This is a genomic window from Allobosea sp. GW821-FHT03A12 (assembly GCF_058986765.1).
On sequence record NZ_JBYSVZ010000004.1, the window covers coordinates 394,643 to 417,552 of the forward strand.

The 22,910-nt window shown below is 66.2% G+C and carries 22 protein-coding genes; 11 read left to right on the forward strand and 11 right to left on the reverse strand.

What is annotated here, in order from left to right:
* Positions 1-85 precede the first annotated feature (85 nt).
* Positions 86-490 (forward strand): GFA family protein, encoded by a 405-nt coding sequence (locus tag AC3WLC_RS16140; protein ID WP_493685394.1) that lies wholly within the window; start codon positions 86-88, stop codon positions 488-490.
* Positions 491-493: 3 nt separating this feature from the next.
* On the opposite strand, the gene AC3WLC_RS16145 is transcribed toward AC3WLC_RS16140, so the two are convergent.
* Entirely contained in the window at positions 494-1,570 is a 1,077-nt protein-coding gene (locus AC3WLC_RS16145; protein ID WP_493684936.1) for a malate/lactate/ureidoglycolate dehydrogenase, read from the reverse strand.
* Between the two features lie 176 nt (positions 1,571-1,746).
* On the opposite strand from AC3WLC_RS16145, the gene AC3WLC_RS16150 reads away from it, so the two are divergent.
* Together AC3WLC_RS16150 and AC3WLC_RS16155 are read left to right on the forward strand one after the other, a co-directional pair.
* Entirely contained in the window at positions 1,747-2,142 is a 396-nt protein-coding gene (locus AC3WLC_RS16150; protein ID WP_493684937.1) for a HesB/IscA family protein, read from the forward strand.
* Positions 2,143-2,147: 5 nt separating this feature from the next.
* Positions 2,148-2,519 (forward strand): TfoX/Sxy family protein, encoded by a 372-nt coding sequence (locus AC3WLC_RS16155; RefSeq protein ID WP_493684938.1) that lies wholly within the window; start codon positions 2,148-2,150, stop codon positions 2,517-2,519.
* Here the strand turns inward: AC3WLC_RS16155 and AC3WLC_RS16160 are convergent.
* Together AC3WLC_RS16160 and AC3WLC_RS16165 are read right to left on the reverse strand one after the other, a co-directional pair.
* Positions 2,479-3,537, reverse strand: a complete 1,059-nt coding sequence (locus AC3WLC_RS16160) for a GGDEF domain-containing protein (RefSeq protein ID WP_346360118.1) — start codon at positions 3,535-3,537, stop codon at positions 2,479-2,481. The two genes, AC3WLC_RS16155 and AC3WLC_RS16160, sit on opposite strands and share 41 nt — an antisense overlap.
* Before the next feature lie 98 nt (positions 3,538-3,635).
* On the reverse strand, positions 3,636-5,108 hold the full coding sequence (locus tag AC3WLC_RS16165) for a DEAD/DEAH box helicase (protein ID WP_493684939.1): 1,473 nt from the start codon (positions 5,106-5,108) through the stop codon (positions 3,636-3,638).
* Positions 5,109-5,270: 162 nt separating this feature from the next.
* Here AC3WLC_RS16165 and AC3WLC_RS16170 point away from each other — a divergent pair, with 162 nt between their 5' ends.
* A complete protein-coding gene (locus AC3WLC_RS16170) occupies positions 5,271-5,978 on the forward strand; it encodes an alpha/beta fold hydrolase (RefSeq protein ID WP_493684940.1) in 708 nt (235 codons plus the stop codon).
* 3 nt (positions 5,979-5,981) lie between these two features.
* Here the strand turns inward: AC3WLC_RS16170 and AC3WLC_RS16175 are convergent, their stop codons facing one another.
* A complete protein-coding gene (locus tag AC3WLC_RS16175; RefSeq protein ID WP_493684941.1) occupies positions 5,982-6,242 on the reverse strand; it encodes a hypothetical protein in 261 nt (86 codons plus the stop codon).
* A gap of 170 nt (positions 6,243-6,412) precedes the next feature.
* Here AC3WLC_RS16175 and AC3WLC_RS16180 point away from each other — a divergent pair, with 170 nt between their 5' ends.
* Positions 6,413-7,558: a peptidoglycan-binding domain-containing protein gene (locus tag AC3WLC_RS16180; RefSeq protein WP_493684942.1), complete on the forward strand. Its 1,146-nt coding sequence runs from the start codon at positions 6,413-6,415 to the stop codon at positions 7,556-7,558.
* A gap of 20 nt (positions 7,559-7,578) precedes the next feature.
* Here the strand turns inward: AC3WLC_RS16180 and AC3WLC_RS16185 are convergent, their stop codons facing one another.
* On the reverse strand, positions 7,579-8,454 hold the full coding sequence (locus AC3WLC_RS16185; protein ID WP_493684943.1) for a LysR family transcriptional regulator: 876 nt from the start codon (positions 8,452-8,454) through the stop codon (positions 7,579-7,581).
* 204 nt (positions 8,455-8,658) lie between these two features.
* Entirely contained in the window at positions 8,659-10,722 is a 2,064-nt protein-coding gene (gene parE, locus AC3WLC_RS16190) for a DNA topoisomerase IV subunit B (protein WP_493684944.1), read from the reverse strand.
* Positions 10,723-11,024: 302 nt separating this feature from the next.
* Here parE and AC3WLC_RS16195 point away from each other — a divergent pair, with 302 nt between their 5' ends.
* Entirely contained in the window at positions 11,025-11,225 is a 201-nt protein-coding gene (locus AC3WLC_RS16195) for a hypothetical protein (protein ID WP_493684945.1), read from the forward strand.
* A 17-nt stretch (positions 11,226-11,242) separates the two neighbouring features.
* On the opposite strand, the gene AC3WLC_RS16200 is transcribed toward AC3WLC_RS16195, so the two are convergent.
* Both AC3WLC_RS16200 and AC3WLC_RS16205 read right to left on the reverse strand, forming a co-directional pair.
* Positions 11,243-12,379 carry a glycosyltransferase gene (locus AC3WLC_RS16200; RefSeq protein WP_493684946.1) on the reverse strand — a complete coding sequence of 379 codons (1,137 nt, stop codon included), beginning with the start codon at positions 12,377-12,379 and terminating at the stop codon, positions 11,243-11,245.
* Between the two features lie 65 nt (positions 12,380-12,444).
* Positions 12,445-13,320: an FkbM family methyltransferase gene (locus AC3WLC_RS16205; RefSeq protein WP_493684947.1), complete on the reverse strand. Its 876-nt coding sequence runs from the start codon at positions 13,318-13,320 to the stop codon at positions 12,445-12,447.
* Positions 13,321-13,520: 200 nt separating this feature from the next.
* On the opposite strand from AC3WLC_RS16205, the gene AC3WLC_RS16210 reads away from it, so the two are divergent.
* Positions 13,521-14,888 (forward strand): TIGR03808 family TAT-translocated repetitive protein, encoded by a 1,368-nt coding sequence (locus AC3WLC_RS16210; protein WP_493684948.1) that lies wholly within the window; start codon positions 13,521-13,523, stop codon positions 14,886-14,888.
* A gap of 139 nt (positions 14,889-15,027) precedes the next feature.
* On the opposite strand, the gene glnA is transcribed toward AC3WLC_RS16210, so the two are convergent.
* Both glnA and AC3WLC_RS16220 read right to left on the reverse strand, forming a co-directional pair.
* On the reverse strand, positions 15,028-16,437 hold the full coding sequence (gene glnA, locus AC3WLC_RS16215) for a type I glutamate--ammonia ligase (protein ID WP_137880731.1): 1,410 nt from the start codon (positions 16,435-16,437) through the stop codon (positions 15,028-15,030).
* 93 nt (positions 16,438-16,530) lie between these two features.
* A complete protein-coding gene (locus AC3WLC_RS16220) occupies positions 16,531-16,869 on the reverse strand; it encodes a P-II family nitrogen regulator (RefSeq protein WP_057192756.1) in 339 nt (112 codons plus the stop codon).
* Positions 16,870-17,153: 284 nt separating this feature from the next.
* On the opposite strand from AC3WLC_RS16220, the gene AC3WLC_RS16225 reads away from it, so the two are divergent.
* On the forward strand, positions 17,154-18,674 hold the full coding sequence (locus AC3WLC_RS16225; RefSeq protein ID WP_493685395.1) for an NAD(P)H-hydrate dehydratase: 1,521 nt from the start codon (positions 17,154-17,156) through the stop codon (positions 18,672-18,674).
* A gap of 69 nt (positions 18,675-18,743) precedes the next feature.
* On the opposite strand, the gene AC3WLC_RS16230 is transcribed toward AC3WLC_RS16225, so the two are convergent.
* On the reverse strand, positions 18,744-19,307 hold the full coding sequence (locus AC3WLC_RS16230; RefSeq protein ID WP_493684949.1) for a PRC-barrel domain-containing protein: 564 nt from the start codon (positions 19,305-19,307) through the stop codon (positions 18,744-18,746).
* 192 nt (positions 19,308-19,499) lie between these two features.
* Between AC3WLC_RS16230 and AC3WLC_RS16235 the strand changes: the two genes are divergently transcribed.
* From AC3WLC_RS16235 to AC3WLC_RS16245, 3 genes are all read left to right on the forward strand, one after another.
* Positions 19,500-19,760, forward strand: coding sequence for a hypothetical protein (locus tag AC3WLC_RS16235; protein ID WP_493684950.1), 261 nt, complete (start codon positions 19,500-19,502; stop codon positions 19,758-19,760).
* 108 nt (positions 19,761-19,868) lie between these two features.
* Positions 19,869-21,146: a peptidoglycan-binding domain-containing protein gene (locus AC3WLC_RS16240; protein WP_493684951.1), complete on the forward strand. Its 1,278-nt coding sequence runs from the start codon at positions 19,869-19,871 to the stop codon at positions 21,144-21,146.
* A 320-nt stretch (positions 21,147-21,466) separates the two neighbouring features.
* On the forward strand, positions 21,467-22,765 hold the full coding sequence (locus AC3WLC_RS16245; RefSeq protein ID WP_493684952.1) for a tyrosine-type recombinase/integrase: 1,299 nt from the start codon (positions 21,467-21,469) through the stop codon (positions 22,763-22,765).
* Positions 22,766-22,910: the final 145 nt, after the last annotated feature.

Sequence of the window (22,910 nt, forward strand, 5' to 3'; positions counted from 1 at the left end):
GCGATGTCAGACTGCCTCGCTTGGGAACCGGCCGGGCCGATCACGGTTGGTCAGGCACTGGTGACCGGCAAACCAAGGTGAGGCGATTGTGAAACTTTCGGGCGGCTGCAATTGCGGACAGGTCCGCTACGAGCTCGACGGCGAGCCGATCCGCGCCGGGATCTGCCATTGCGAGACCTGCCGGAAAGGCTCCGGCTCGGCCTTTTCCTATTTCGGGATCTGGTCCAGAGCCGGCGCCACCATATCCGGCGAACTCGGCTGCTGGCAGAGCCGTGCGGGCGGCGAGCGCTTCTGCCTGGCCTGCGGCTCTCCGCTGTTCTGCTGGGCGGAGGGCTCCGACGAGATCGAGATCAAGCTCGGCACCTTGGACAGCCTGCCGAGCGCGCTGGTTCCGGCCTATGAGCTCTGGACCATCCGCCGCGAGCCCTGGCTGGCGCACCAGAAGGGCGCCGAGCAGCATACCCGCGATCGCGAGCAGCCCGGCGCCTGATCGTCAGAAACTCTCGGCGTCGACGCCATGGGTCTTCGCGGCGGCGACGATCTGTGACCAGGTCTCGTCGTCGAGCGGAATGCCGTCACGCTCGCGCTCGATCCGTGTCCTGCGCTCCTTGTCGCCGGGCGCCAGCACGGGCTGGGACGGATCCTGTGGCTCGGCGGCGCGGACGAATTTGAGATAGCTCTCGATCCGCTGCTGCCGGAGGCCGGCATCGGGTTCGAGCCGGGCCGGATCGATCAGCACGCCGAACAGCGAATTGATGATCCAGGTCTTGTGTGGCTTCTCGTCGATGCGGGCGGCGCCCATCAGCCCGGCCGAGAGCAGTTCGGCGATCAGCGAGAGGCCGGCGCCCTTGTGGTCGCCGAAGGGCAGCAGCGCGCCGAGCGGCAGCCCTTCCTGCGGGAAGACATGCCTCGGCTCGACGGTCGGGCGGCCCTCGCCATCGATGATGTAGCCTTCCGGCACATCGATGCCCTTGTTGAAGGCGACGCGGGCCTTGCCATGCGCCATGCGGCTGGTGGCGAAGTCGAGGATCAGCGGCTCGCCGCCCGGCACCGGCAGGCCGATGGCGATCGGATTGGTGCCGAAGCGAGCCTCCTTGGCGGCGAAAGGCGCGACGATCGGCGGACGTCCGGCGACATTGACCCAGAACACCGAAATCAGCCCGGCAGCCGCCGCGACTTCGGAATAGTGGCCGATGCGGCCGATATGGTGGGAATCGAGCAGGTTGAGCACGGCGACGCCGCCGACCTGCGCGATCGCGATGGCGCGGTCGACGGCATTGCGGGCCGTCGGTTGGCCGAGCGCGACATTGCCGTCCGCGATCAGGAAGGGGCCCGCTTCGGTGCGGATGCTGAGCTTGGATTGCGGCTTCAGGTTGCCGTCGGCGAGCGAGTTGAAATAGAGCGGCAGCATGCCGATGCCATGGCTGTCATGGCCGCTGAGATTGGCGAGTACCAGATGCTCGGCGGTTTCCTTCGCCTCGTCCTCGCTCCAGCCTGCGGCGATGATCATGGCGCGGGTGAGGGCACGGAGCGCGTCGGGCCGGTGCAGGCGATACGAGGTCATGGCCATCTGTCGGATGTTGAACGGTCCCGGCAGAGTGCACGGGCGTGCGCCGCATGCAATGGACGCAAGCAAATGGCGCCGTCCCGGCCGGTGCATCTCGACGTTGCGCTCACCAATCCTTATGTTGCTGTCAGCAATCCTGTTTTCACCGGACCTTGAATCCGGTCGAGGAGGGACGAGGAATGTTTTCGATACCCGGCCTGAAGGTGGTCTCGCTGACCGATGCCGCCGCTCAGCGCATTCGCGAGATCATGGCGCAATCAGCGCGCGACGATGCCGAGGCGCCCGCGCTCGGCCTGCGCGTCGGCGTCAAGAAGGGCGGCTGCGCCGGCATGGAATACACCTTCGAGGTCGCGCGGGCGGTCGGGAAGGGCGACGAGGTCGTGACCGAGAAGGATGCGACCGTGATCGTCGATGCCAAGGCGGTGCTGTTCCTGCTCGGCACCGAGCTCGACTTCAAGACCGACCGCTTCTCCTCGACCTTCGTCTTCAACAACCCGAACCAGGTCTCGGCCTGCGGCTGCGGCGAATCAGTCGAGATCAAGCCGCGCTCGGAAACCGCGCTGGCGGCGCAGTAGCCGCCATGGACGCTGCTGCCGTCGCGGAGCTGTTCGCGCCGGTGCTTGCGGTTCGCACACGCCGCATGTTCGGCGGGCTCGGCGTCTACTCAGATGAGGCGATGTTCGCGCTCGCCTACGATGGCGAGATCTTCCTGAAGACGACGGAAGCGACCCGGCCGGACTTCATGGCGGCCGGCAGCGAGCCATTCCGCTATGCCGCACGTAGCCGCGAGCGCGAAACCGGCTATTGGCGCCTGCCGGCTGCTGCCTTCGACGACGATGAGGCGCTGCGCCGCTACACCGAGCTCGCGCTGGCGGCCGCGCGCGAAGCGGCGCTCAAGAAGAAGCGGCCGCTCAGGCGACCTTCGCCGCGTCCTGGACCGCGTCCTCGGTGACGGTGCGGTTGCGACCGTCGCGCTTGGCCTGCAGCAGGGCGTTGTCGGCCCGCTCGACGATCGAGCTCGCCGTGTCACCGCGCCGATAGACCGAGACGCCGAGCGAGATGGTGATCCGCCCCAAGCTCTCATTGGTCGAACGCTTGACCAGTTCGCGGGTGAGCAGTGCCTGACGCACCGTCTCGGCGCCGAACTTGCCGGCGACGACATCGGCCTCGGGCAGGATAATCGCGAACTCCTCGCCGCCGAAGCGGGTGATGATCGCCTTGTCCTTGAACTTGTCCTTCATCGTCCTGGCGACCAGGCGCAGCACCTGATCGCCCGTCAGATGACCGTGCATGTCGTTGAAGTGCTTGAAGAAGTCGATATCGGCCATGACCAGCGCGAAGGGCTCGCGCCGCAAGGTCGCCTGATCGATCGCCTTCTGCAGCATCTCCTCGAAATGGCGGCGATTGGCGAGGCCGGTGAGGGGGTCGGTCAGAGCCTCGGCGCGCGTCGATTCCAGCGCCTCGCGAAGATTGCGGATCTCGTGCGCACTCTCGCGCAGCTGGCCTTCGAGCTGGGTCTTGCGCGCGACTTCCTCGCGGGTCGACAGCACCAGCGCCTCGACCCATTCGCGCAGCTTCTGTCGATCGGCCGAAGGGGGAACCTCCTCCGACATGGCGCAGAGCCGGCCGTGATACTGCTCGCTGGAGGTGAGCGCCCGGTCGACCAGCGCCATCATGCTCTCGATCTCGGCGAGCACCTGCAGGCTGGTGCGCTCTGCCTGGCGCGACAAGCGGTCGGTGCTGACGAACTTCTCGTAAAGCGTATCGATGTCGGCGGCGCCGACCTCGCCGTTGCTGGCGGCGATCACGGCCTGCATCGCCATGCTGAGCGCCGGCATCTCGCCGCTGAGATGGGCGTACCAGACTTCGAAAGCGCGCGGATAACCAGGGGAATAATGCTGTCGCATCGCTGCGACGACCTGTTCGGCGAGGTCGTGAGCCTGCGGCGAGCCTGAGCGGCTATTGGTCATGACGTCCTGTCCCCGCCGGACGCGAAATTCTTCCGCGCCCGCTACGCGCCTGACCGTAGGACAGGCGGAGTTAATGCAAGGTTGCCAGGAGCCGTGATTCAGCCGACGCGGACAGGGCGCAGCAGGAAGGCAGGGACGTGGTCGCCGAGGCCCTTGACCTGCGGGCCGTCGTCGAGGTCGTCGCGACGGGACGAACGGCCACGGTTGCCGTGTGGCGCGCCATTGCCGGAGGTCTCCTCACGGCGCGGCGAGCGCGGCGCCTCGTTGCTGCGCGCAGCCTCCACCTCGGCTCGTTCAGGCCGGCTTTCGGAGCGAGCGCGCTCGCTTCTCGGCTCGCCTCGCGACGGCTTGCCATCGCGCCCGCCGCGAGCGGGGCGGCCACCCTTTCGGTCATCGCCGCGGCGGCCCCGGCGCTCCTCGCGCGGCTCGGCTGCCGGCAGGCTCTCGAGGCCCGGCCCGGCCCATTCGATGCTCTGGCCGGTCAGCTTCTCGATCGCAGCGAGAAGCTTGTCGTCATGGCGGGTGACGATGGTGAAGGAGGCACCCTCGCGGCCGGCACGGCCGGTGCGGCCGATGCGGTGGACATAGTCCTCGGCATGGGTCGGTACGTCGAAATTGAAGACGTGGCTGACGGCGGGGATATCGAGGCCGCGCGCCGCGACATCGCTGGCGACCAGGATCGGATTCTCGCCGGTGCGGAACGAGTCGAGCGCCGCCATGCGGGCGTACTGGTCCATGTCACCATGCAGCGCCACGGCCGGGAAGCCGTGCTTCTGCAGGGACTTGTGCAGCGTTGCTACATCACGCTTGCGGTTGCAGAACACGATCGCGTTCTGAAGATCCTTGGCGTCCTTGATCAGCCGGCGCAGCGTGTCGCGCTTCTCGTAGTCCTGGTTGTGCGAGGCGACCAGGCGCTGCGTGATGGTCGCGGCGGCGGTCGCCGGCCTGGCGACCTCGATGCGAACCGGATTGTGCAGGAACTGCTCGCTGATCCGGGTGATCTCCGGCGGCATCGTCGCGGTGAAGAACAGGGTCTGCCGCGTGAAGGGAACAAGCTTGCAAACCCGCTCGATGTCCGGGATGAAGCCCATGTCGAGCATGCGGTCGGCCTCGTCGATGACGAGCAGCTCGACGCCGGTGAGCAGCAGCTTGCCGCGCTCGACATGGTCGAGCAGGCGGCCGGGCGTCGCGATCAGCACGTCGACGCCGCGGGTGATCTTGGCATCCTGGTCGCCGAAGGAGACGCCGCCGATCAGCAGCGCGACCGAAAGCTTCTGGTTGACGCCGTAGCGGGTGAAATTCTCCTCGACCTGCGCGGCGAGCTCGCGCGTCGGCTCCAGGATCAGCGTGCGCGGCATCCGGGCGCGGGCGCGGCCGGTCTCCAGGATGGTCAGCATCGGCAGGGTGAAGGCCGCGGTCTTGCCGGTGCCGGTCTGGGCGATGCCGAGCACGTCCTTGCGGGCGAGCACGTGGGGGATAGCCTGGGCCTGGATGGGGGTAGGCGTCGTGTAGCCGGCGGTCGAGACCGCGGTTAGAACCTTATCGCTCAGGCCGAGTTCGGCAAAAGACATCGATGGTTGCGCTTCTCAAGGGTCGGGGACACGTGGCGGGATGACCGATCGACCGCAACGGTGGCGCGACTTTGCTGGGTTGCGCGCCTTCGGACGCCCGTGCAATGCAGAAAAAACAGGGCAAAGTCAACATTCTAGCTAGGTTGATGAAGAATGGCTGCGATGCAGGCGAAGATTCCGGAGCCACTCGTCCTGATTCCGGGACTGAACTGCACGCCGGCGCTCTATGCTCCGCAATGGCCGGCCCTGGCACCGGGGCGGCAGATTCTGGTCGCCGACAACACCACTGACGACACGATGCCCGCCATGGTCGAGCGCCTGCTGGCGGCCGCGCCGGAACGCTTTGCGCTGTGTGGGCTGTCGATGGGCGGCTATGTCGCCTTCGAAGTCATGCGGCGCGCGCCGGAGCGGGTGACGCGGCTCGCTCTGCTCGACACCACCGCCAAGCCGCCGACGTCCGAGACCAATGCGCCGCGCGAACAGATGATCGCTCTGGCGGGAAAGGGCGCCTTCGACAATGTCGTGACCTTGCTCTGGCAGAAGCTGGTCGCGCCCGACCGGCTGGCCGATGAGGCGCTGCGGCTGGAGGTGCGGGCGATGGCGGAAGCAGTCGGGCCTGCAGGCTTCATCCGCCAGCAGCGCGCCATCATGGGCAGGAGCGACGCCCGGCCGGTGCTCGGGACGATATCTGTCCCGACGCTGGTCGTCGTTGGCGCGGAGGATGCGATCACGCCGCCTGACGAGGCGCGCGAGATCGCCGGCGGCATCGGTGCGAAGGCACGTTATCTGGACATACCGGGCTGCGGCCACTTATCGACGCTGGAAGCGCCGGAGATCGTCACCGCGGCTCTGCTCGACTGGCTCGGCTGAGCTTCAGCGCGGAACGACGCAGGGATCGAGCTTCGTTTCGTTGGCGCGCTTCACGATCGAGCCCGTGACCAGCGGATCGACCGCCTGGCCCTTGGCTGCGGCCTGGGCGACCTGGCGCATCGCGTCGCGATCGAGCTGTGCTGTGCGGCTCGAGACGAAATTGGCGGCAATGACGGAGAGGAAGGCGATCGCTGCGCCGGCCTTGGCGACGTCGGCGACCATGCTGCCGCGCTGGCTGCGCAGGAAGGCGATGACGTGGCGCATCGCGGAACTCCGGAAAGCAAAAGGCGCCAGGCGCCGACAGACAGAGCATGCGACGACGGCTGTAAAAACTTGGTTAGTGAAGCGTCTCAGGAACAGATCGACGTCGCCTGTTGCGAATAAACACCTTACGCTGGGATAGCCTATGGTCGTCACGGTCAAAGGGGCGTCGCATGCTGAAACTGGGTGCCCGAGGCGAGCCGGTCCGGCTGTTGCAGAGCCAGCTCAATCTGTTGCCGACGCGGCTCGTCAAGCTCGTCGTCGACGGCATTTTCGGCACGCGGACCCATGGCCGTGTGCTGGAATTCCAGGGCAACAACCAACTCGAGAAGGACGGCGTCGTCGGTCCGCTGACGGTGCAGCTGCTCGAGAACCTGCTCAAGAACCTCAACAACATCCTGCCGGTGCCGCCACCGATGCCGGTTCCCAAGAAGCCGTCGGCGGTCAGGCTGGTCACCGACCAGATCCTCGGCTCCTTTCCATCGGCCAACAACCTGATCACACAGGTCATTCCGCCTATCTCCGTGATTCAGACCGCCACCTACAAGCAGGGAGCCGGCGGCCCACCGCTGGACTTCCAGGTCATGCCGTTGACGACCGGGCGGCTCGCGATCTTCGCCGCCCGCAACAAGGACGGCATCGAGCGCGCGGTGATCCTGCTGCTGCCGGCGCAAGTGAAACCGGATCGCCTGCTGATCTGCATCAGCCACGGCTTCGGCGGGCAGGGGCCGAAGACGCGGGCCCGGCTCGCGGCGCTGAACTGGACCAACCCGCTGTCGAAGCCCTTGATCGACTATGTGCTGCTGAATCACGTCGTCAATCGCTGGGGCGCCCAGACGCTCGCGGCGCAAAAGCGCAATCTCGGCTACATGCAGATCGTCCGCTCCGGTGCCGCCGGCGGCGAGCTCGGGCCCTTCGCCAAGGATGCGGCCTTCCTGCGCCAGGTGCTGACCGAGATGAGCGATCTCACCGACGGCGCCTTCTCGTTCAACACCCTGGAGACGATGACATTTTCGAGCGGCATCGGTGACCACAACCAGTTCGTCTCGCACGCCGAGAAGCAATTCGACATCGCCGCGAGCTATGCCATCGATCCTGTGCCGCAGACCCGGCCGGCGATCTCGAAGGGCAAGAAGCGGCTGTTCCGCAGCGGCGTGACCTCGCAGGGGCCGCCGCTGCCGGGCTCGGATTTCCTGCCTGTCGGCCGCTGGCGCAATGAGTGGGCGAATTTCCGCCTGAAGACCGACGGCGAATACGACTACATGCACAATTGGACGATGCCGTTCTACTGCCTCTATCTCGGCATCCAGACGTCGTGACTGAAGAGGCGCTCAGCTCTTCAGCGCTTGCCTTCCAGCCTGCCGCGATGCTCGCGGAACAACGCGCGCAAGGCATCGAGCGCGGCCAGCACCGCCGGCCGTTGCCGGCTGCTCTCATGCGAGACCAGGAAGATCTCGTCGGCGGTCGCTTCGGGCGGTTCCTCCAGCCGGACTAGCCCCGCATCGGCATCGGCCAGGAAGCAGGGCGCCATCGAGACCGCGCCGGACGAGCGGATGCTCTCATAGCGCGCGGCGGAATCGCCGACGCGGGCGGCGATCGGCCGTCCGGCCGCCCAGGCGAGGATGTGCTGCTCGATCCGCGAGGAGACGTCCCGGCTGACCGAGATCACCGGCGCGGTCGCCGGATCGACGTCGCGCCGGACATAGAAAGCCTGGGCCAGCTTGCCGACCTTCTGGCCGAAATAGCCGGCATCTGCCGGCGGCTTGCGCATGCGGATCGCGATCTCGGCCTCGCCGCGGGCCAGGTCGAGGCGCTCGCGCGTGCTGATGATGACGATCTCGATGCCACCCGCAGCAGCCGAGAGGCGGGCGGCATGCTGGGTCAGGAACAGGCTGATCGAGGTCGTCGCCGTGATGCGCACCGGGGCATCGTCGCGGGCACGGGCGGCGTTCGCCCGCGTCTCGAAGCGCGCGACGGCCTCGGCGGCGGCGGCCGCATCTGCAGCGAGCGCAAGCCCGATATCGGTCGGGATCAGCCGGTTGGCGCCGCGCTTGAACAGCGGCAGGCCGAGCCGCGCCTCGAAGGCTTTCAGGCGCCGCGCGACCGTCGTCTCGCTCAATCCGAGCGCAGACGCTGCCAGAGCGAGACCACCCGTCGAGGCGATGGCGTGGAAGATCTCGAGATCGGCCCAGAGCGAGGTCTGGGCCGCGGCCAAGGCATCGCGTCGAGATGGAGAGGCAGGAGGCTCGCCCATGCGCTCAGGGGCCAGAGAGGGGCCGGCGGGCTGCGGCGCTGGACGGTATCATGGTCGGTGTCGTGCGGATCGGTCGGCATGCATGCAGGATGAGCGCACGCATGATTTGAAGCAGCCCGGCAGGCTTGCGGGGGAGCCCGGCACGCAAGCCTGCCGGGCCCAATCTCACAGGTCGATCAGCTCGCCGGCGAAGGCGGCCCGCTCCTGGATGAAGAGGAAGCGTGCCTCGGGCTTGTTGCCCATCAGCCGCTCGACCGTGTCGGAGGTCTCCTCCTTCGCCTCGTGGTCGACCATGACCTTGAGCAAGGAGCGCTTGCTCGGGTCCATCGTGGTCTCCTTGAGCTCGGCCGGCATCATCTCGCCCAGGCCCTTGAAGCGGCCGATCTCCGGCTTCTTGCCCTTGAACACAGTCTCGATCAGCTCGTCCTTATGGGCATCGTCACGGGCATAGACGGACTTGGTGCCATGCCGCAGCCGATAGAGCGGCGGCACGGACAAATAGAGATGGCCCTTCTCGATTAGGCGCGGCATCTGGCGCCAGAAGAACGTAACCAGGAGCGAGGCGATATGGGCGCCGTCGACATCGGCGTCGGTCATCACGATGACCTTCTCGTAACGCAGGTCGTCTTCACGGAACTGGCTGCCGATGCCACAACCCAGCGCCAGGATCAGGTCGGCGAGCTGCTGGTTGGCGTTGAGCTTTTCGCGCGTCGCATTGGCGACGTTGAGGATCTTGCCGCGCAGGGGCAGGATCGCCTGATTGGCGCGATTGCGGGCCTGCTTGGCCGAGCCGCCGGCGGAATCGCCCTCGACGATGAAAAGCTCGGAGCCCGCCGCGCCGGCATTGCTGCAATCGGCGAGTTTGCCGGGCAATCTCAGCTTACGGGTCGCGGTCTTGCGCGAGACTTCTTTCTCGAGCCGGCGACGTTGGCGCTCCTCGGCCCGGTCGACCGACCAGTCGAGCAGCCTCAGCGCCTGCTGCGGCGAGGCGGCGAGCCAGTGGTCGAAGGCATCGCGTATCGCGTTCTCGACGATGCGGGCCGCCTCCAGCGTCGCCAGCTTGTCCTTGGTCTGGCCCTGGAATTCCGGCTCGCGGATGAAGACCGAGAGCATGGCGGCACAGGTCGCCATCACGTCGTCGGCGGTGACCTGCGCCATGCGCTTGGACTGGCCGATGCGCTCGGCATGGTCGCGCAGGCCGCGCAGCAGGGCGATGCGCAGGCCTTGCTCATGCGTGCCGCCTTCGGGCGTCGGGATGGTGTTGCAGTAGGAGGAAGAGAAGCCGTCTTCGCCGGTCGCGAGCCAGGCCACCGCCCATTCGAGCGAGCCATGGCCGCCGTCCTTGGTGACCTTTCCCGAGAAGATCGGCTCGGCGACGAGATCCTTGCCCTCGATCTCGCGGGCGAGATAGTCGCGCAGGCCCCCTGGGAACTTGAACACCGCCTCGGCTGCGACATCGCCTTCCGGCTGCAACCGCGAGGGCGCGCAGCGCCAGCGGATCTCGACGCCGCCGAACAGATAGGCCTTCGAGCGCGCCATGCGGAACAGCCGCGCCGGCACGAAATGCGCGCCTTCGCCGAAGATCTGCGCGTCGGGATGGAAGCGCACGCGGGTGCCGCGCCGGTTCGGCGCCCGGCCGACGGTCTCCAGCGGCCCCTGCGGCAGGCCGCGCGAAAAGGTCTGGCGATAGAGCATCTGGCCGCGCGCGACCTCGACCTCGACTAGGTCGGAGAGCGCGTTGACGACGGAGACGCCGACGCCGTGCAGACCGCCCGAGGTCTCGTAGACCTTGGAGTCGAACTTTCCGCCGGCATGCAGGATCGTCATAATCACTTCGAGCGCCGACTTGTCCGGGAATTTCGGATGCGGATCGATCGGCATGCCGCGGCCATTATCGGTCACCGCGAGCGAACCGTCGGCGAAGAGCTCGACATCGATGAAGCTGGCATGGCCGGCGACCGCCTCGTCCATGGCGTTGTCAATCACTTCGGCGAAGAGGTGGTGCAGCGCCCGCTCGTCGGTGCCGCCGATATACATGCCCGGCCGGCGCCGCACCGGCTCCAACCCTTCGAGCACCTCGATCGCGGAGGCATCGTAGCCGGCCTCGGAGGGCGTGCCGCTGCGCGGCGGCGGAGCGGGGCGCGCAGCCGGCTTCGGCGCAGGGGCGGGCGCACGCGATTCCTCGCGCATCTCCTTGCCGCCATCCTCGCCGAAGAGATCGTCCGTCATCGTCACCGCACTCGCTGATTCGCTTGTCTTGCAGGATATCGTATCGGCCCGCCGGCCGCCTGCCGGAGCCCCTATAACCCGCCGCTTCTCCGCAATAAACCGATCGGATCGTCGCCGGAAGTCAGGATGAGCGACGCCGTCGCTGAACCGTCATCCTGGGATGGCACAGTGGGCCACGGAACCTTGGCCCGCGTTCGCCGGTTCAGCAGCCGTTAAGGGCCCCGGTTTCATCATCGCGATTGCGAATCGGGACTGGTCCCGACAGCGCATTCGGCTAAGCTGGCCAGAGGGGGGAAGGTCACGTGGCGTCGCGTTCCGCAGTACCCAAGATCCGCATCGCCGGCCTCGAGCGGGCCGCGCGTTTTGCAGGCGAGGCCTTCGCCTATGAGGAGCTGTCCGGCCTCGAGACGCGGCACGATGCCGAGAGCAAGCAGATGCGCCGGCTCTGGTGGGCCGCTGCCATCGTCGCATTGATCGGCCTGGCGATCGTCGCGCTGCGCTGAGCGCTCCGCCGCACTGCTCAGGCGGGCGCCTTCAAGCCGTCATAGAAGCTGAGATGGGCGAGGGCGGCCTCGTCCCACAGTCTGGCGAGGTCGACGCCGATCGCCACCGCCTTGCGGGCCTGCGCCGCGAGGATGGCGTCGGCGAAGCGCTCGGGCGGCGCATCGACCGGACAGAGCACCGTCGCCGGATTGTCGATCTTCGCCTTAAGGGCCGGGGCGAGCGCGAACTCGTCCTGCCGCTCGGCTTCAGTCGAGACCAGCGGGATCGCCAGCTGGCTGACGGCCTGGAAGCTGCCGCGCCGTGTGCTGATCCCGTCGGTGAATGGCAGCAGGAAGACATCGGCGGCGCAGAGCGTCGCCATCAGCTCGCCTTCGTCGTCGATCCGGCCGCGGAAATCGAGCCAGTCGGCGACGCCGAGCTCACTGGCGAGCGCCAAGAACGCCTCGCGGTCTTTCGGCTTGTCCCAGAGGAAATCGCCGCAGATCAGCAGACGTGCCTTGACGCCACGCTCATGCAGCGCCCGCGTCGTGCGCAGGAGGACATCGGGCCGCTTGCTGGCATAGAGCACGCCGAAATAGCCGATCACGACATCGGCTTCGCTTGCGCCGCTGCCGCGCAGTTTCGCCCGCTCCGCCGCGACGCGCTCCGGATCGATCCGGGCCGGCATGATGTTGGGGCCGATCGGGATGACCGGCGCCGCTTGCTTCTTCGCGGCACCGACCAAGGGCGTCTTCAGGAAGCTCTCGCGCTGCTGCGGCGAGACGAAGACGAAGCCGTCGCAGGCCAGAATGTCCGGCACCATAGAGAGATAGCGCAGGCGGTTGAGCGAGGCCCATTCGTGCAGGGTGATGGCGATGCGGCCCTTGCGCGTCAGCAATCGCGCCGCCATCAGCGCCGAGCCCGGCACGAGGCTGTTGCCCCAGCCTTCGATCGGCAATTGCAGATGCACGATGCGGTCCCGGCGCAGTTCTTCGGCGATGGCGCCGACGAAGGCGGTCGGCCGCTCCGGCTCGATCGTCCGGACCGCGACGAGGCCCGGGCGCAGCGCGTTGACGGCGCCGGCAAGCCGGTAGGCATAGTCCATCACCGCGCAGGTGACGGGCCTGGCCGAGCCGAAGATGACGACGGAGGGGGCGGGAGAGGGTGAGTGCATGCACCTGCCGTCGTGCGAAGGGGTAGGCGCCGTCTATCGCACAGCTTTCCTAAGCTTGCGTTGAGTCAGGCGGCCGCCTCCAGCGGGCCGAAGCTCGCCACCAGATTGCAGCGCCTGTCCGGAATGCTGGCGACCTTCTCTGCCCAGCAGGAGTAACCGAGAACCAGCCGCTTCATTTCCTGAAGCGGGCGGCTGCCATCGTCACCGGTTTCGCGCAGGCATGAGAGGGTGTCGAAGCCAGCGGCGCGCAGCTCGGCCCAGGCCTTCTCGCCGTCCGGCTTGTGGTTGCTTTCAAAAGTGAGGATTGGGCGATGGCGGGCGAAGGTCTCGCGCAGCCCGGCAAAGACGTCGGCCTCGAAACCCTCGACATCGCATTTCACGAAGCCGATCCGCTTCGCGCCGCTCGCGATCTCCGGTTCGTGCTGCGCCAGATAGCGGTCGCCCTGGCGCACAGGCAGCACGATGTCGCCCTTGCCCGAGGCGAAGCTGCCGCTGCCGTCATTGCCAGCCTGGAGCAACGAGAAGCGAAGCTCGGCGTCTTCCCGCCCCAGCCCGACCTCGTGCAGGCGGGCATTGGCGGTCCCGGACAGCAGGAGATTGGTCTTGAACAGCGATGCGATGGGAGGGTTGGGCTCGAAGGCGATCACCTCCGCGAACGATCCTGCCAATGATACGGAATGATTTCCTATATTGCCGCCGATGTCGAGGAAGGCGGTGTCCTGCAGATTCCGAGCTTGGAATATGGCCTTGAGCAGTTCGATCTCGCGGCGCTCATAGATGCCGTTCCCGATGATGGAAACGCCGAGATAGTCGGTCGGAATCACGGCAAACCGAGGCAAAGGGGGCAGGTGTTTTCGGCTGCCCGGCACGATCGCCTTGGCCAGCAGATCGTAGGCGCGCCGGATCGCATAGCTCGCGCGCGTCTCTTTGATCCTCAGCATGGCCGGCTCGTTCGTTGAGATCACAGAGCGCGCAGCCTTAGCAGCGATCCTCTACGGAACATTTAACCTGTGGTTGCGGCTGGCCGCCCGGCGGGAGTCTGCCACCGTACAATGCAAGAGAGCGTCGACCTTGAAAGGGAAGGAATTATATCCTAGATATGTTCCTATTATGTTCTCGATATTTCGTTCAGGAGAAGCCTATGCCTTCCTTTGCCCTGTTTGACGATACCGTCGTGGCGCGCACGGCCGCTGCGAGCGCCGGCTGGACCGCGTTCACGAATCTGCAGACGGTCTTCGATTATGCCCGCAGCCAGAACCGGCCGCTGTTTTTCCAGCCCGGCGTCTATGATTCTCCTACCACCACGGCTCTTCCCAGCAATGGCGGCGGTCGACCGCTCTTCGTGCGGGCGATGCCCGGATCGGTGGCGCTGCGTTTCAACGGCACCAATACGTTCCTGCGGATCGAAGGCCAGAACCAGGTCCATTTCGACGGCATCACCTTCGATGGGCAGAACCGGGCGTTGTCCGACTACGTGTCCGGCCGCCCGGCTCTGATTGCTATTGCCAGCAACGCGCAGGACATCTCGTTCGAGAATTGTCAGGTCCTCAACTCGCCGGGCATCGGCGCCTATGTCGCGAGTTCGTCCGGCGCCGTCTTCCGCGCCTGCTACTTCGGCAACCATTCGGTCGGGATCTGGAGCGAGAACGCCCAGATCAAGGCGCTGAACAACACCATTGCCGGAATGCAGAACAACGGGATCGCCATCTGGCGCGATACGATCACGGGCGACAGCTCGACCATCACCGGCAACTTCATCAACGGTATCGACACCGTGGCGGGAGGCACCGGGCAGAACGGCAACGGCATCAGCGTCTTCCGGGCGGTCGGCGTCTCGATCACCGACAACAAGATCTTCAGCACGAAGTTCTCGGCGATCCGCTGCAATGGCGGCGGGCTGCACAATGTCAGCAACAACAATATCTACAACACGCGCGAAGCGGCGATCTTCATCGAGGCGCCCGGCGCCGGGATCGACCTGACCGGCTGCATCGTCTCGAACAACAGCCTCGACACGGTCGGCGGCGGCATCCTCGTCGCCAATTCCGGCCAGTTCAGTGACGGCGTCTCGCGCAGCGTCATCGTGGAGGGCAACCGCATCTCCAATGTCATGGACAATCCGATCCCCGATCCCGGCTATTACCCGCCTTCGACGATCGGAAACGCCATCGTCGTCGAGCAGGACTGCGTGGTTTCGGGCAATCTGATCGACGGCGCGGCACGTGTCGGCATCCAGGCCGGCATCAACACGGCCGCCCGTGCGCTCGTCGTCACCGGGAATCTGGTCCGCAACGCGCCGATCGGCATCGGCGTCTCCAACGAGGCTGTCGCCAACATCGGCCGCACCGTCGTGGTCTCCGGCAACATCGTCAACGGCGCCAGCCTCGGCGGCATCGTGCCGACCGTATTCACGGGAACGACGATCAACCGTGTCGGCACTTCGGACTATGGTAACGACCTCGCCACCGCCGTCGGCAGCGTCACCTTCGGCCACAACCGCTATCTCTGAGCCGCCTGCAGCGCGACTTGGCTCGCGCTGCTCGCATCAACAAAAAACCGGGGCGTTTCCGCCCCGGTTGGAAGGTGGACTGCGGATCGCCGCAGCCAGGAGGAAATCCTGTCCGGGCCAAGCCCGGCCGGAGCCCTGCTCAGTAGGAATAGTACATCGTGAACTCGACCGGGTGCGGCGTCATCTCGAAGCGCGCCACATCCTGCATCTTGAGCTCGATATAGCTCTCGATGAAGTCGTCGGTGAAGACGCCGCCGGCCTTGAGGAAGGCGTTGTCCTTCTTGAGGGCGTCGAGCGCCTCGCGAAGCGAGCCGCAGACGGTCGGAATCTTCTTCAACTCGCGCGGCGGCAGGTCGTAGAGGTCCTTGTCCATCGCCGGGCCGGGATCGATCTTGTTGAGGATGCCGTCGAGGCCGGCCATCGTCAGCGCGGCGAAGGCGAGATAGGGGTTCGCCATCGGATCGGGGAAGCGGACCTCGACGCGCTTGGCCTTCGGCGAGGTCGTCCACGGAATACGGCAGGAAGCCGAGCGGTTGCGCGCCGAATAGGCGAGCAGCACCGGCGCCTCATAGCCCGGGACCAGACGCTTGTAGGAGTTGGTCGACGGGTTGGTGAAGGCGTTCAGCGCCTTGGCGTGCTTGATCACGCCTCCGATGAACCACAGGCACTCCTGCGACAGGTCGGCGTACTTGTTGCCGGCGAAGAGCGGCTTGCCGCCCTTCCAGATCGACAGGTGGACGTGCATGCCCGAGCCGTTGTCGCCATAGACGGGCTTGGGCATGAAGGTCGCGGTCTTGCCGTAGCTCTGCGCGACGTTGTGGATGGCGTACTTGTAGACCTGCATGGTGTCGGCCATGTGGGTCAGCGTGTCGAACTTCAGGCCGAGCTCATGCTGGGCCGAGGCGACCTCGTGGTGGTGCTTCTCGACCTTGGCGCCCATCGCCGCCATGGCCGCGAGCATCTCGCCGCGCATGTCCTGCGCCGAATCCTGCGGCGGGACCGGGAAGTAGCCGCCCTTGATCGCGATGCGGTGGCCGAGATTGCCGCCCTCGTACTCGGTCTGGCCGTTGATCGGCAACTCGACGCTGTCGAGCTTGAAGCCGGTGTTGTACGGGTCGGCCGAGAACTTGACGTCGTCGAAGACGAAGAATTCGGCTTCCGGGCCGACATAGACGGTGTCGCCGATGCCGGTCGACTTCAGATAGGCCTCGGCCTTCTTCGCCATGCCGCGCGGGTCACGGCTATAGGGCTCGCCGGTCGCCGGCTCGAGCACGTCGCAGTTGATGACCATGGTCGAGGCCGAGAAGAACGGATCGATGCAGGCCGTCGACGGATCGGGCATCAGCAGCATGTCGGACTCGTTGATCGCCTTCCAGCCGGCGATCGAGGAGCCGTCGAACATCGTGCCTTCGGCGAAAATCTCCTCGTCGATCATCGAGACGTCGAAGGTGACGTGCTGCCACTTGCCGCGCGGATCGGTGAAGCGGAAGTCGACGTATTTGACGTCATTGTCCTTGATCGCCTTCAGGACCTCTTTGGCGTTCTTCATCTCACGACTTCCTTTGTCGACTGCTAGGGTCTCACGACAGACGTTGCCTGCGGCACTCCGCCGGCGCACGCATTCCTTGGGTGTTGGGAATAATCAGATCGCGTCTGCGCCGGATTCTCCGGTGCGGATGCGGATCGCCCCCTCCACGCTCGATACAAAAATCTTGCCATCGCCGATGCGGCCGGTCTGGGCGGCCTTCTTGATCGCCTCGATCGCGCGCTCGACCATGTCGTCGGCCAGCACGATCTCGATCTTCACCTTCGGCAGGAAGTCGACCACATATTCGGCGCCGCGATAGAGCTCGGTATGGCCCTTCTGGCGGCCGAAGCCCTTCGCCTCGAGCACCGTGATGCCCTGGAGGCCGACCTCCTGCAGCGCCTCCTTCACCTCGTCGAGCTTGAAGGGCTTGATGATCGCTTCGATCTTCTTCATGCGCCGACCGACCTCCTTGGCGTGACCTTCGACCACTGTACGCAGCCTTTTTCCGTTCTGACCATCTCGGTCGGCGCGGATCAACCTCGGCGCGTCCAGTAAAAACCTCGCCTGTGCTGCTCATAGCATCGGCGCTGCCCGGCCGCCATGACGCCCCCCAGGGCAAACCGCCTCTTGAAGAGGCGAAAAACCGTCCAAAAATTATGCAGATGCCCATCATGAGTGCAAACGAGGAAATCGCCGGCATCCTTGCCTCATCGCCCGAGCCAGCGGACAATCCGCGCATGACGACGGTTGCCGATCTCTCGCCCCTCGCTTTGCTCAGCGTCGCCGAGATGGCTGCGGCGGATGCGGCAACAATCGCCGCCGGCACTCCGGGCATTGTCCTGATGGACAAGGCGGGCAGGGCGGCGGCCGATGCCGTGACGCGCCGCATCCGCCCCGGCCAGAGCGTCCTCGTGCTGTGCGGCCCCGGCAACAATGGCGGCGACGGCTTCGTCGCGGCCCGCCTCCTGGCGGAGCGCGGCTGCCGGGTCACGCTGGCGCTCGCCGGCGAGCGCGCTGCCCTGAAGGGCGACGCCGCGCTGGCGGCGCAAGCCTGGACCGGCCCGGTCGCGACAATAGATCGAATCGATCCGGCCCGACATGACCTCGTGGTCGACGCCTTGTTCGGTGCCGGCCTCAGCCGGGCGCTCTCGGGCGAGCTCGCGGCACTGGTCGAGCAGGTCAACGGAGCCGGACGGACCGTGGTTTCGGTCGACGTGCCGAGCGGGGTCAACGGCGATACCGGGCTCACTGACGGCGCCGCCATCCGCGCCGACGAGACCGTGACTTTCTTTCGGATGAAGCCTGGCCATCTGCTTCATCCTGGCCGGACACTCTGTGGCGTCGTCACCCTGGCCGATATCAGCATTGCTCCCGAGACCGTCTTCGCGCCTGGCGGGATCACGCCCTCGAGCTTCCGCAACGCCCCGGAACTCTGGCTCTCTCACTGGCCGGACCATCGCGCAGATGTCCACAAATACGCCCGCGGTGCGGTTGCAATCGCGGCAGGCGGGCTGTCCGGCGTCGGGGCGCCGCGGCTTGGCGCGCGTGCGGCTCTGCGCAGCGGCGCGGGGCTGGCGACGATCATCTGCCAGCCGGAGGCGCTGGCGGCGCATGCGGCACGCGGCCCGGACGCCTTGATGCAACGAAGCGCGGCGGGCGCCGCGGCCTTCGAGGCCATGCTTTCGGCCGGCAGGGTCGACGCGCTCTTGATCGGGCCTGCGCTCGGCCTCGACGACGAAGCGCGGTCCTGGGTGGCGGCCGCCCTGCGCAGCGACCATCCTTGCGTCTTCGATGCCGACGCGCTCACCCATATCGGCGCACAACGGCCGGCCTTTACGGATCTGCTGCAACGGCGTGCGGGGCCGGCGGTGCTGACGCCGCATGAGGGCGAGTTCAAGCGCCTCGTCGCCGGTGACGCGGGCTTCGAACCGGAACGCGGCAAGCTTGAACGGGCGCGCCGTGCCGCCCGGTTGCTGGGCGCGGTCGTCGTCCTCAAGGGCCTGGACACCGTCATCGCGGCGCCCGATGGACGCGGTGCGATCAACGGCACCGGCTCTCCCGCTTTGGCGACGGCCGGCTCCGGCGACGTTCTCGGCGGGATCGTCGCCGGATTGCTGGCGCAGAGGATGCCGGCCTTCGAGGCGGCCTGCGCTGCCGTCTGGGTGCATGGGCGCGCCGGCGAAGAGCGCGGCATGGGCCTGATCGCAGACGACCTGCCGGAGGCGCTGCCCGGCCTGCTGGCGGAGCTCCGCCGCTGAACGCTGCGCTTGCGAAAAAAAAGCCCGCCCTGGAAGGGCGGGCCTGTGCCAAGCCTTGTCGGCTTGTCCTTAGCGGGCGGCGTAGGTTACGGCCGGAGCGGAAGTGAGCTGCTCCTTGGTCATCGTGATCTTGCCGTGGTCCGGATACATTTCCGGGCCCTTCTTGGCGGTCGGCGGTGCGTTCATCGCGGTGCTGCCGCCGGCTCCGGTTCCGCCGGCAGGGGCAGGGGCCGGGGTGACCATCGGCTCCTCGCTCCACTGCACCTGCTCGAACGGGATCGCCACATCCTTGGTGCCGATGCCGAGGAAGCCGCCGACGCCGACCGTGACGATCTCGATCTTGCCAGTCTTGTCGAACACCACCTCGGTGACGTCGCCGACCTTTTTGTTGTCGGGACCGTAAATGTCGACGCCCATCAGCTTCGACGCCCGCCATTTGCCCTGGCCGGCGAGGTTGTTCTCAGGAGCCTTGGCAGTTTCGGCCGCCGGTGCCGGAGTGGCCGGCGCGCTCGTCGCGGGCGCGGTCGGCTGCGGGCTCGGCGGCTGGTTCGAGGGCGAAGAGGTCTGCGCAACGGCAGCTGCGGCAAGCATGACGCCGCCAATAGCCGTCAATGCAACGTGACGCTTGTACATGGGTGTCCTCCTATCGTGTCCGCGTTTGCGGGATGATTGGACAACGCGGAAACGGCACTTTGGTTCGCGTATGGGGAGCATGCGCCTGCCGTTTGACGGATTCGGATGGAAAGCGACGAGGCCGGCTTAGCGCTTCGGTAAGGCCTGCGCGCTTTGCTGGCGGCTGGCCACCACGGCCCGGAGCCTGACAGGATGCGCAGGAATCTCACGCTTCTCGGCCTTGCCGCACTCGGCATGATCGCAATGACGGCCCCCGCTGCGGCCTTCTGGCAGCGCTCGCAATGGCGCGTCTGCTCGGAAGGGACGACAGCAGCCGAATACCAGCGCTGGCGCTGCTGGGAGCTCGATGGCTACGCCGGAGAGATCGCGCCGGGCTATGGCGGATTCGGTCCTGCTGAACAGTGGGGCAAGCGTCCGATGCGCCGCGGTGGAGCTGTCAGCCGGCTGGGGTAAGGCGGGCGGTATCTCCTCATTCATTCGGAGGATGTGGTCTCCAGCGCATCGGGAGAACCTTTGCAGGCCGGCGGCAGAGCCGTCGATGGCGAATGGAGTCGGTTTGCAATGCCGCTGCAGTCACGACATTTCACGCAACCGAAGCGCAACGCCCAGCTGGAGCAGTGCCTGGTCAGCGATCCGGCGCATGTTACGCCCGGCAGCCAGGGCGACCATGTGAGTCTGATCCAGCAATCCCTCAACAAATTGCGTGATCTGCCGGGCGGCGAAGACTTTCGGCTGATGGTGAGCGGCCGCTACGATCCCGAAACCTCGGCCGCGGTGCTCGAATTCAAGACGAAGCGAAACATCGTCGCCCCACAGCGACAGAACAAGGCCGACAACGTCGTCGGCAAGATGACGATCGCAGCGCTCGATGAGGAAATGCTGGTGCTCGAGCAGCGTCAGTCCGCCGGCAAGGTCGACATTCGCCCGCCGCATGGCAGCCTACGCGGCGAGTGCGACATGAACGGCTTCAGCCGTCGAAGGCTGGCGCGCCATGGCGACAGCGGCAACTGGACGCTGATCAGCGACAAGGTGCCGGTCCACCAGATGATCCCGCTCGGTCTGACCCGGACTCTACGCCTGTCCTATGACGCCCCCGGCGATCTCCAGCTCGTGTCGGATGACCCTACGATCGCACTGGTGGTCGATCTGCAACGCGAAGCGGGAGCCGAGCGGCGCTACCTCGCGACGATCCTCGGTCGCCGGGCCGGCACGACCGATCTGGCCTATTTCGTCGGAGGTGTCCGCCGCGGCTTCATACGCATACCGGTGCGCGCCAGGAGTTCGTTCCATCTGAACGCCGTCTACCTCGGACCGAGCAACAGCGTGGACGACTTCAAAGGCTATGCCATGAATGTCTTCAACTGGATCAATTTGATCCTGACGCCGCAGACCAACCTGCTCTGCCTGCCGATCACCATTCGCGTCGAGCCGCGCATCAGCTACCGCGGCGGGCCGACTTTCGCCATCGATCCCGACAAGCCGCTCTTCATCCTCAAGAGTGCGGAACAGCCCCCACCGGGTGAGCAGGCCGTGACTTGGCGCGACCTTGAACGTTTTCACCAGACGACCGGTGTAACGCTGTTCTACGGCCGCAATCTGCGCGCCCTGGACGAGAGTACGGTCGGAGAGAACCTGAACGGCACCCGCCTGTGCTGGGCGCCGTTGAGATCGAGAGTTGGCTTGTCCCACCGCGCGTTGGTCGTGCGCGGCGCCCATGAGATCCTCCATGCGCTCGGTGCCGAACACATCGTGACGGGCGAGAACAACAACTACGTGATGACCTGGGCGCCGACTCCGAAGTCGTGGATCATCCCCTCCGAGACCCTGATCGATATCTAGAGACTGTCGGAAACCGAGGCCGAGGTGACTTGGGCGTTCGCCGCAGTGCTCTTACCGAAGCCTGGGAAACGGGGTGCTCGAGGTTTCCCCCATGGTCGAAGGCAGGAGCGTCGCTTGCGACTTTGCGATGGTGAGCGGGGAGGGGATCGAACCCTCGACCACATGATTAAAAGTCAGATTTAGCACCTTTCGCCGTGTTGTTGGGTGATGCGTCACCCTGACAAAGCATTTGAAATATTATCGTTTTTGTTTCGCCGCGATATTGCATGTTGCTGCGCTTGTGGTAGCTAAATGGTAGCTACCAACGCAAGGCGGCACAAATGGCCAAGGCCAAACTGACAAAAACGCTCGTGGATGAGATGCCGCCCGGCGCGGTCATATGGGACACCGTGACGAGGGGCTTTGGCGTTCGGCGGCAGGCGAAGGACCGGGTCTACATCCTCAAACTACGCGTCAACAAGCAGCAGCGTTTCTTCACGCTCGGGCGGCACGGGGCGCTGGCCTTGGACCAGGCGCGGAAGGAGGCCGAAGCGCTGATCGGAGAAGTTGCGAAGGGCGGCGAACCGAAGACGGACAAGGCCAAACGCCGCGAGACGGAAGCGAAGCAGCGGGAGGATGAGCAGGAGCGCCAGCGGGCCGAGGCCGAGACGGTGCGCGTGCGCTTCGCGAAGGTGGTGGAGCGCTTCATTGCCGAGCATGCCCGCCCCAAGAACCGCACATGGAAGGCCACGGAACGGCTGCTCACGGCCGGGCCGCTCGCGGCTTGGCAGGATCGGGACATCCGGTCGGTTGAAAAGCGCGACATCAGCGCGGCCATCGGCGCGGTTGCCGCAGGTGGCCACCCAGTCGCGGCCAATCGGCTTCTGGCGGCGGTGCGGAAGCTGTTCAACTGGTGCGTTGACGAGGACATTCTCGACCGCTCGCCTGCCGCCGGCCTGAAGCCCAAACACGCCGAAACCGCGCGTGATCGTGTCCTCAGCGACGCGGAACTCGCTGCGGTGTGGGAGGCCGCCGAGGCCGCCGGGTTCCCGTTCGGCGCTGGCGTGCGCATGCTCATCCTGACCGGGCAGCGGCGGTCCGAAGTCTTTGGCGCGCGCTGGCCGGAGTTCGGCCTTGTCGAGCGAGCATGGACGATCCCGCGCGAGCGGGCCAAGAGTGACCGCGAGCACATCGTCCCGCTGAGCCAGGCCGCGCTTGATCTCATCACGGGCCTGCCCCGGATCGCCAGAGCGGCAGAGGACGGCACGCCAGCCGAGCCCGAGTTCCTGTTCACGACAACGGGCTCGTCCCCGTTCTCCGGTTTCAACAAGTCATTCGAGCGGTTGTGTACCGCTGCGGCCGACATCTTCGCGAAAGCGGCGGCTGAAGCTGGCCGCCCGGCCGATCCCATGAAGCCGTGGGTCATGCACGATCTGCGGCGCACCTTCGCGACCGGCTGCGCGAAGCGCGCGGTGCCGGTGCAGGTCGTGGAGAAGTTGCTGAACCACGGCAGCGGGACGCATGCAGGCATTGTCGGGGTTTACCAGCGGCACGAATACTGGGACGAGCGGCGCGCGGCGGCCGATGGCTGGGCCGACCATGTCCTGTCGCTCGTGAGCAAGGTGCGCCCCGATGCATGACGGAGATGCCAATGAGCGCATGCCGCCGCTGACATGGGAGCAGCGCGACAGACTGCTTGTCGCCACGGGAACGGTGCTCAGGGCGGAGATCGAACGAAGAGCTTCCCCCATGGCGGTGCGCCCGCTGTTCGATCTGCTTTTCGCA